Below are 10,071 nucleotides of genomic sequence, written 5' to 3' on the forward strand. Positions count from 1 at the left end.
TGGACCGGCTGCCGCTGACGGCCAACGGGAAGATCGACAAGGCGGCGTTGCCGAAACCGGGCGCTGTGCGTGCTGCCGACACGCACGAGGCGCCCCAGGGCGAGGTGGAACAGGCGCTGGCGCAGATCTGGGCGCAGGTGCTGGACGTTGCGCAGGTGGGGCGGCATGACAACTTCTTCGAGCTGGGCGGCGATTCGATCTTGAGCATCCAGATCAAGGCGCAGGCGCAGCAACAAGGGCTGGAGTTTGCGCTGGAGGCGTTGTTCGAATGCCAGACCGTGGCCAGGCTGGCCGAGGTGACGACGCCGCGTGATCCAGCCATCCACGCCGCCACCAAGTCCATCGCGCCCTTTGCACTGGTGGATGCCGATATGCGTGCACGGTTACCCGCGGGTATCGAGGATGCGTATCCGCTCAGTCACATGCAGGCGGGCATGTTGTTCCACAGCGCCTATGCCGCGCAGTCGCCGACCTATCACGATGTGATCCGGTACACGGTTGGAACGTCGTTCGACCGCGATCGTTTCGTGGCTGCCCTGCGTACGGTAGTGGCACGGCATCCAGCGTTGCGCACGCGTTTCAGCATCGCCGATTACGAACTGCCGCTGCAGTGCGTCTATCGCCATGTCGAACCGGAGCTGGAGATCGAGGATGCGAGCGATCTATCGCTTGAAGCGCAGGAAGCCTTGATCAATGCATGGGTCGATCAGGAGCATGTGATTGGCTTTCGTGGGGAGAATCCGCAGTGGATCCGCTACTACGTCTGCGTGTTGGGGGAGCGTGGATTTGCGCTGGGATTGAGTTTTCATCATGCACTGATGGATGGCTGGAGCGAGGCCAGTCTGGTCACTGAGCTGTTAGGCCTCTATCACGGTGCATCTTTCACAACCGCGGCCCGTCCATTGAGAAGCGCCTACCGCGATTACATCGACGCCGAACTGCGTGCCCTGGCCGACGAGGAGGCACGTGCGTTCTGGAAGGATGAAGTGGCGCGCAGCGCGCCGGCAGTGATCGCGCCTGATCTCAATCTAGTGCAGGACGAGGACCCCGGTGGGCTGGTTGCGGGAAAAACCATCCTGCACGCGGAGATTGCGATCTCCCAACACACCAGCGATCGATTGTTTGCCTTGGCCGCGCGGTTGCAGGTTCCGCCACGCACAGTGCTGCTGGCAGTACATTCCACGGCGATGGCGATCGCCACCGGACAAGACACGGTGACCTCCGGATTGATTGCGCATGGGCGTCTGGATCATCTAGACGGCGATGCGGTGCTGGGCGTGTTCCTCAACGCGTTGCCGTTCACCCAGCAAGTGGCAGGTGAACGCTGGGCCGATGCGATTCGAATAACGTTTACGCACGAGCAGGCGGTGGAGCGCCACCGTCGCTTCCCGGTGGCTTCGTTGACCCAGTCGGCGGGAGCGCGCCTGCCGTTCGATGTGTTGTTCAACTTCACCAAGTTCCATGTCTATGAGCGGCTCGACGCCGGACAACCACGCCTGGATCTGGGGCAACGGGGTGGCATCGCCGAGACCAGCCTGCCGTTGTGCGTGAACTTCCAGGTCGACCCGCAAGGACAGTCGGTCCGGGGAGGACTGTCGTTCCTGGCCGAGCGATACAGTGCCCGCGCGGCGCGAGGCGTGGCCCACATCTATGCCCGCATCCTCGACACCCTGGATGCGTATGGCGAGGCTGCGCGGCCGACGTCCTGGGGTGATTTGGCAGGGTCGGCTGAGCGAGGCTTGCCTCTTTCCGATGCGCTGGCGGCCACTGCGGGGCAGATCGCCGCGGTGCCTGCGTTGCGGGTCGGTAGCGAAAGTGTGTGCCATCGCGACCTGGATGCGCGGATTGCCGCCGTGGCCACTGCGCTACGCCGCCGCGGGGTTGGTCCGGGTAGTTCGGTTGAGCTGGATATCCACGATCCTGCTCAGCGCCTCATGGCCCTGTTGGGCATTCTCAAGGCCGGTGCGGAGGCGATACCTCAGGTGGCTGCGTCGCCGGGCGGCCTGCTGCGTATCGCATTGACTCCCGAAACGACCAGTGCAATCCCTACCGTGACGCTGCAGGCGCTGCTCGCCGTACCGGTGGCAGGCGATTCCGTACGCGTGGAGACGGACACCGAATTGCAGATCGTCGACAGGCATGGCTGCGCTGTGCCGCCTGGCGTGATCGGCGAGCTGTGCCTGTATGACGCGAGTATCGTTATGGGCGAGGAGCGCAGGGCGTATCGCAGCGGTCTGCTGGCGCGTCTGCTGCCCGACGGTTCATTGGAATGGTTGGGCGCGTGTGTCCAACGGATCAGGCATCGGAGCTTTGGTATCGTGCCGGCCGAGATCGAGCACTGTCTCGTCGTGCATGCCCAGGTATCCGATGTGGTGGTCCGCAAGGTGACCGGCCCGGACCACGAGCACCTGGTGGCATTCGTGGTGCCGGCAGCAGCCGGCAGCCCACCGGATTGGCAGGAATTGCGTCGCCACGCTGCGCAGACCCTGCCGCCGCATCATGTGCCAGACCATTACCTCGCCCTGGATTGCCTGCCTTTCGATGCCACCGGGCAACTCGATGATGTGGCGTTGCGCCTGGTTGCCGGTGGTCAAGCTGCATGCGAGGACGAGGCCCCCGTCGGCGACCTGGAAACGGTGCTGGCCTCGCTGTGGTCGGACGTCCTTGGTATCGCCGCCATCGGCCGGCACACCGACTTCTTCCAGATCAGTGGCGATTCGATTCAGGCAATGCAGATTACCGCACGAGTGGAAAAGACCTTGGCGGTGCTCGCACCAGTAGGCCTGATGTATGCCAATCCCACCATCGCCGAGTTTGCGGCGGCGTTGCGCGATGATCCCAATAGCGGACGTCGTGTGATGCGCGCGGCCGAGCTGCTGGTGCGGTTGGCCACTGAGCGGCACGCACTGCCGCCGGCAGGTGACCCTGTGCGCGACGAGGCGAGGTTGATGGAGGCGAAGGAATGATCCGCATTACCAGCCAGGACCAAGAGGCCGTTGCGCGCCTGCTGGCCGAAGAAGGACTGTTGGAGTCGGCACCGCCCGTTGTACGGGTGACCGATGCGCATCGCGCGCCGCTCTCTGACTATCAGTACAGTCTGTGGCTGGCCCTCAACGGTGGCGGTGCTCGCCATGCCAACGTGCCGCTGGTGCTGAAGATATCCGGAGGAACGCTGGAGGGCGCTGTGCTGGAGCAGGCGTTGGTATCCATCGCCGAGCAGCATGAAGCGCTGCGTTGTCTGATCGTCGTCGAGGACGAGGTTGCCTGGCAGGTGCCGCAACCGCTGCATCGCCTGCGCCTGCGGATGGAGCGGGTAGATGCTGGATCGCTAGACGCGCGTATCGATGCGCTCGTCAATGCACCTTTGGATATCCGCACAGAGCTGCCGTACCGGCTGCACCTGCTGCAGGTAGACGCCGCGTTGAGCTATCTTGTCGTGGTTACCCACCACTTGGTGTTTGACGGCTGGTCGCTCGTGCTGTTGCAGGATGAGTTGCAGATGCGCTATGCGCAGTTGCTGCGCGGTGCCGCACTGCCGCCGCCTTCGTTGAAGCCGCGGCACCTGGACTTTGCATTGTGGCAGGCCAGCGATGCCGGCCAGGCAAGCCGTCAGAAAGGGCTGGAGCATTGGCGGCGTCTTCTCCAGGGCGCGCGTTCGCGCCTGCATTGGATGGGGGTGTCGCGTGGGCAAGGCACCTTCGCGCAAGCCGGAGGCAACTTCCTTTCCGAGCTGCCTCAGCCCCTGTCGGCCAAGGTGCATGCCTTCGCCGCCGCGCACCGTACCACCGTCTTCGTCGTGATGGTCTCGGTTTACGTCGAAGTGCTGTCGCGCTTCTGCCTGCAGGACGACCTATGCGTTGGTACGCCGACCTCGGCGCGCGATCAGCTCGATCTGGAAAAGATGATCGGTTACTTCGTTAACACGTTGCTGCTTCGCCACCAGCGCGAGCCCTGGCAGAGCTTCATCGACTTACTACGCAGGATGGACGCGCAGTTCCGGTTGGCCCGCGAACACCAGGCCGTTCCGTTTCATGCCGTCACCCGAGCGCTTGAAGGCGTGCGCGGCAGCCAGCAGCCTTTCACTCAGGCGATGTTTGCCTACCAGACCGAGAGCAGCGGTACTGGACTCGGTTTTCAATCCGGTGGTCTGGCCTTCGAGCCTTACCCCTGCGAGTTAAATGAAGCGCGCTACGACTTGCTGCTGACCGTGCTGTCCAAGCATCGACAGCTGGCGATCAATATCGAGTACCGCGCCCATCTGTTCGGCATCCGCACCATTGCACAGTTCGCCGATGCGTACTTACGGCTTCTGGACGCTGCGATCACCAATCCTTCTGCACGCCTTGCTGAGCTCGGTGTCGAGGCGCCGTTCGCGCTGCAAGCGGTGGCGCCGACGATGGCGTCGCTGGCACGCCCGGCGAGTGCGGAAGGACGCCAGCGCCTGGCATCGCTCGTACGGATTCTGGCGGCGGTTGGTATCGGATGCCGCTCGCGGGTCGGCCTAGCGGGCCAACCCTGCGAAGCCCAAGCCCAGGTGCTACTGGCGCTGCTGGACCGAGGTGCCTGCTGCGTGGTGCTGGACGCGCAGACCGTGGTGGATGGTGGCCCGGGCTATGCCGAACAGATGGGTGTGCAGATCATTGTCACAGACGGTACCTGGCAGGCCGCGCTGCAGGGCGTGGTGGCCACGGTACTCGACGTGGAGCACCTGGTTGATGCCGGCGGCGACGCGCCGGTATCGAAATTCGCCCTGTCGCAACTGGTCCGGGTCGAGGCGGGTCCCGAAGGGGCGGCGCCGGGGCAGATCGTGTTTCCAGCCGAGGCGATCATTGCCGGATTATCAGCGACCGGCTGCCTGACCAATCTAGCCGGGTGGGGCTCGGACCCCCATGCGCCGGTCTTCGATCGGGTAATGGTGCAGTTGGCGCAGTGTATGAGTGCCGATATCGGCACACCGCAGGTTCGGGTAGACGGCATTCCACTGCGTAGCGACGAAGGCGCCGGCCAGGTGCTGCATCGGCTGGGATTCGGAGATCTGGACGCGCCGCGCCGCCTGCATGCCGAGGGCAGTGTGGATTACCGGTATTTGCTGCGTGTGCCTGAGCGCATCGTCGATGGCAGTATCTGCCATGTTCGTAGCGGGGCGTCCAGCCGATTCGACATTGCTTCTGCCGTGCTGCTGGACCGCCATGCCGGTCCGGTCGACGCGGGCATGCCGGGCGAACTGCTGCTGGGAGGGGCGGCGCTGGCCTGGGGCTACGCGGGCGACGCGCGCCGTACGGCCGAGCATTTCATTCCCGATCCGGCCGCCCCGCACCCCGGTGCCCGACTGCTGCGCACAGGTGCCTGGGCGAGCCACGATCCCGACGGCGGCCTGCGTCTGCTGGGACATGAGCAGTTGCGTGTGGACCATCAGGGAGTGGTGTTCGATCTGGCCGAGGTCGAGTGCGAGCTGCTTGCGCTTGACGGCGTCGTGGCTGCGCGTGCACAGCGGGACGATGAGTCCGGACGTGGCGCCATCTCCGTCTCACTGGTCCTGGATGGAGGTCACACCTATAGCGCTGTTGCCTTGCGTGAGCATCTCGCGCCGCGTTTACCCGGCAAGGCGCTGCCCTCACGGTTTCTGGTAACCGCCGCCCCGATACGGGGAGTGGACATGGGCATCGAGCCGGCCGCGTTTCAGGTACTGCTGGCGCAGGACGGTACCGATCCTGCGCTGGAACGCATCGAGGCGATCCTGCTTGAGGTGTGGCAACAGACACTGGACTGCGTCGTTCACCGCGACGACAACTTCTTCGAACTTGGTGGCGATTCCATGCTTTGTCTGGTGGTGCAGTCGCGCGCGGCAAAGCGCGAGGTGCAGTTCGCCGTGGAAGACCTGTTCGCGCACCAGACCCTGGCCGCGCTGGCAGCGCATTGCCATCACGGTGTGGTGCGCAATCAGGATGTTGGACCTTTCGATCTGGTCGCTCCCGAAGATCGCGTGCACCTGCCGGCCGACGCCGAAGCCGCTTATCCGATGAGCCGGCTGCAAGCTGGGATGTTTTACCACTCGCGCGACGCCTCGCAGCGCCTGTATTTCGATGTCGTGCACGTCTGGCTGGAAGGCAATGCCAACGTCCCCCTGCTGCGCGACTGCCTGCAGGGTGTCTTGGCGCAGGCCGACACCTGCCGGTCCACCTTCCACATCACCGGATACAGCGAGCCGTTGCAGATTGTCCGCCGCGACCGATCGGTTCCGATCGAGTTGATCGACGCCGCAGCCAGCGAAGATGCGCAGATGCAGTCCTGCATCGAGGCGTGGACGCAGGACGACCTGGCCCGCGGTTTCGACATGGAGCGCCATGCGCCGATCCGCTGTGCGATCCATCGTTTCTCCGATACCCGATCGGTGATGTCCTACAGCTTCCACCATGCATTGCTGGATGGCTGGAGCGAAGCCCAGATCACGGTCGATACGTTGTCTCTGTATGCGCAGTGCCGTGCCGGGCAGGAGCGTCCCGTAGCGGCGCCACGCCTGCGATACCGCGAGTTCATCGCGCTGGAGCGGGCCGCCGAAACCAGTACGGCGCAGCGCAGCTTCTGGCAGGCCTATCTGCAGGACGTGCACTGCCGCGACATCCCGGTTATACAAGGGGCAGAAACGGAGGACTTGGCAGGCGCGCTTGAGCTGCCGCTTTGTGCCACCCGGTCCGCCCAGCTGCAAGCGCTCGCCGCATCACTCAAGGTATCAATCAAGGCAGTGCTGTTGGCGGTGCACTGCCATGTGATGGCCATGGTGACCGGTTCGCCCGATGTGATCACCGGTGTACCGTTCAACGGCCGGCCGGAACTTGCAGGAGGGGCCCAGGCGCTCGGTTTGTTCCTGAATACCTTGCCGCTGCGGGTGCGCACCGATCGCTGCCACCATTGGCGGTCGTTGGTCGCAGCCAGTTCGCGTAGCGAGGCAGAGATGGCGCCGTACCGCCGCTTCCCGCTCAGCGCCGTGATCGCCGCGACTGGGGAGGTCGCGCGTCCGAAGGTGCTGTTCAACTACTTGCACTTCCACAACTACGACACACTGGACGAAACGCTTCCCTTGCAGATGACGGCGCGTACTGGCGTGGCGGTCAACAGCTTAAGTTACGTGGTCAACTTCTGGACAGATCCAGGCGAGAAGCGCATCTACGGCATGCTAAGCGTGCCGGCGCAGGAACGGGAGCACGGCCGGCAGATCGCCGCGCTGTTCGAGCACTGCATCGCGTCCATCGCCGACAGTCCTAACAGCGTTCTGCCGGAGCCGCCGCCCGGCTACGCCGCCTACCGCGATACTGCACGCACTGCTGGTATTTCCAACGGCGACGGGGGCAGTGGCGGTGAATCGGCCGCAATTGTCGATCGCGGCGGCGCGCCGCAATCGCCAACCGAACATGTGGTTGCATCGGTCTGGAGGAAGGTGCTGGGCATTGACGATGTGCAGCGCAACGACGAGTTCAACGCCCTCGGTGGCGATTCCATCGCCGCCATGCGAGTGGTGGCGGAACTGGAGCGCATTTACGAGTGCGACATCGACATGGCCACGATCCTGCTTTTTCCTAGATTGGCGACGTTCTGCGCGGCGCTGGACCGCGACGCGACATACGGTGAGGACATCATCACTAGCTCGCGGTTGCTGATGGAGGCCTACCGTGCGCGCCTGCGCCGCGATGCTGCGCCCCGCAGCGGGGCCGGGGCATGAAGATCAGCGCGGAAAGCATCGCCACGTTGCACAGTTCACCCGCGCGGCTAGCCGCTGCAACAACGTATCCGGCCGATGTGATGGTACGTCTGTGGGGCGGCGACCAAGGAGTCCCGCTGTTTCTGGTACACCCGGTAGGTGGAGGGGTGGGCTGCTATCTACCGCTGGTGCAGGCGCTTAAGCCGACGTATCCAGTGTATGCCCTTCGCCACCCTGGCTTGAACGGCGAATCACCGCGACAGGCGCTGGACGATCTGGCGCAGCGCTACCTGGACGCCATCCTCAGTGTCCAGCGTGGTCAGCCTTACCGGCTGGGGGGCTGGTCACTCGGGGGAGTGATAGCCGCGTTGATGGCGGCCCGTGCGGAAGCGCTGGAGGAGCCGCCTTCGCTGCTGCTGGTGATAGATAGCCCTGCGTGCGCTGCGGACGGCAGCTTTGTTCATGTCGAAAGCTCCTCAGGCCCCGATGAGGACGAAGACCACCGGGCGCTTTTGCAGGAGATGGAACGCAATGCCGCTGCGCTGCACGGCGACCACGACGCACTGGCTGTCCTACGCGCTGTGCTTGCCGCCAATGCAGAAGCACTGTCGGTCTATCGGATGACGGCGACGGTGCGCGCTGTGCATTACATCGGCGCCGGGTCTGACCTGTCAGATCGCGGCTGGCGGGCGCTCGCCAGCGAGCGATTCGAACGGCGTCAGTGTACGGGCAACCACTATTCGATGATGGACGCGCCGCACGTGTCGATGCTGGCCCGGCACTGCGCCGAATGGCTCGCACCGCGCACGATCGTTACTACAGGAGATGCCTGAGCCGCATGGATATCACCGACCTCGACCTCAAGCTGCTCAACGCTCACCGTCGCAGCCGCCGCAGTGAGGAGCGTGCAGGGATTGTGCTCCAACCCGGCGATCAGGGTCCGTTGTCGTTCGCGCAGTCGCGAATGGCCTACCTGCAGCTGTGCGATCCGGCATCCAGCCAGTACAACATGCCTTTTGCCTTCCGGGTCGATGGGACGCTCGACCGCGCAGCGTTGCTACAGGCAATTGCGTGGCTGCTGGACCGCCATTCTGTGCTGCGCAGCGGTGTACACCTGGTCGACGGCGAGCCGGTACAGCGGATCCATCCGACCGGCGAGGTACGAATCGACGAATGCAACCTGAGCGATCTGCCGTCGCAGGTCGCTGAGGATGCACTGCGCACGTGGATGGGCGAGCGCGTCCGGGTTCCGTTTGCGCTGGACGCGGGCTGCATGCTGCGCACAGAGCTGGCCCTTTTACCCGGCGAACAAACGTTGGTGCTGCTCACGATGCACCACATCGCCAGCGATGGTTGGTCGCTGGGCATCCTCAAGGCCGAACTGTCGGCTGCCTACGCGGCGTTCGCACAAGGCACGGTACCGGTCCTGCCGGCGTTGCCGATCCGCTACCTGGACTTTGCCGCGTGGGAGCAGCGCAATGCTGAACGCGATGCCGAACGGCATTTCGCGTACTGGCAGAGACAGCTGGCGGAAGTGGATACCTTGGCTACGCTGGTCCACGACCGACCACGGGGGGCGGGGATAGGGTCGCCCGGCAGTACGGTGGCACTGGCATTGGGTTGCCGTAGTTCGGCCTCGCTGCGTGAGCTTGCGCGGCAGGAAGGTGCCACGGGCTACGCAGTGGCAGCGTCTGCCTTTGCGGTGGTCCTCTCGCGGATGGGCAACGCAGCCGTAGTGCAATTCGGTACGCCTACCGCCAATCGCATTCGTGCCGAAACCCAAGGATTGATCGGCTTCTTCGTCAACATGTTGGTGATCCGGCTGCAGGTGCGCGGCGACGCCAGTTTCCGTTCGCTCGTGCGCGCTGCCCGGCAGACCGTGGCCGAAGCGCAGTCGCATCAGAGCGTGCCGTACGAGCAGTTGGTGGAACGGCTGCAGGGCACGTCGCGTCCGCAGCGAAATGGCTTGTTCCAGGTCGTTTTTTCCTATGATGCGATGGCTGCGGTGACCGCGCCGATGCGGTTTGGTCCGCATGTTGCAGTTGCCGATGTCCCGCCGCACCAGACCGCCAAGTTCGACCTCACGGTGAACATGGTCGAGAGCGGTGATGAACTGTTGCTCGTGGCCGAGTACGCATCGGACGTATTCGAGCGCGCACGCATCGAAGCGATCTGCGCGCAGTACCGCGACACGCTGGAGGCAGTGCTGTCCGCGCCGGACGTTGCGCTGGCTGCATTGTTCGCGCCGGCGCAACTGCAGGAGGCACTGCCGGTGGCTCGCCACTGCAGCGCCGACCTGTTTGCGCGTCTGCAGGCGCATCCGCCACAGGCGATCGCCCTGCAGGGCGAAACCGTGCTGGACTACGCCACGCTGT

The 10,071-nt window shown here is 64.3% G+C and carries 5 protein-coding genes; 4 read left to right on the forward strand and 1 reads right to left on the reverse strand.

Going from position 1 to position 10,071, the window contains the following annotated elements:
* Positions 1-236: hypothetical protein (locus EO141_RS21545; protein WP_206514828.1), on the reverse strand; the 236-nt coding region annotated here is incomplete at its 3' end.
* Here EO141_RS21545 and EO141_RS19360 point away from each other — a divergent pair.
* The 4 genes from EO141_RS19360 to EO141_RS19375 all read left to right on the forward strand — a co-directional run.
* Complete coding sequence (locus EO141_RS19360) at positions 156-2,966, forward strand: condensation domain-containing protein (RefSeq protein WP_241236695.1); 2,811 nt, start codon at positions 156-158, stop codon at positions 2,964-2,966. The genes EO141_RS21545 and EO141_RS19360 overlap by 81 nt on opposite strands.
* Positions 2,963-7,717, forward strand: coding sequence for a condensation domain-containing protein (locus EO141_RS19365; RefSeq protein WP_127170013.1), 4,755 nt, complete (start codon positions 2,963-2,965; stop codon positions 7,715-7,717). Before EO141_RS19360 ends, EO141_RS19365 begins: the two co-directional genes overlap by 4 nt.
* Entirely contained in the window at positions 7,714-8,529 is an 816-nt protein-coding gene (locus EO141_RS19370) for an alpha/beta fold hydrolase (protein ID WP_127170014.1), read from the forward strand. The genes EO141_RS19365 and EO141_RS19370 overlap by 4 nt, the downstream gene beginning before the upstream one ends.
* A gap of 5 nt (positions 8,530-8,534) precedes the next feature.
* The coding region (locus EO141_RS19375; RefSeq protein ID WP_241236696.1) for a condensation domain-containing protein at positions 8,535-10,071 on the forward strand (1,537 nt) is incomplete at its 3' end.

The sequence above is a fragment of the Xanthomonas sp. BRIP62415 genome, from assembly GCF_003993515.1.
Classification (GTDB): Bacteria; Pseudomonadota; Gammaproteobacteria; order Xanthomonadales; family Xanthomonadaceae; genus Xanthomonas; species Xanthomonas euroxanthea.

What these genes read in the sequence shown, in the direction of transcription:
- EO141_RS19365 (WP_127170013.1), top strand. Translation starts at nt 2,963, where the DNA reads ATGATCCGCATTACCAGCCAGGACCAAGAGGCCGTTGCGCGCCTGCTG.
- EO141_RS19370 (WP_127170014.1), top strand. Translation starts at nt 7,714, where the DNA reads ATGAAGATCAGCGCGGAAAGCATCGCCACGTTGCACAGTTCACCCGCG.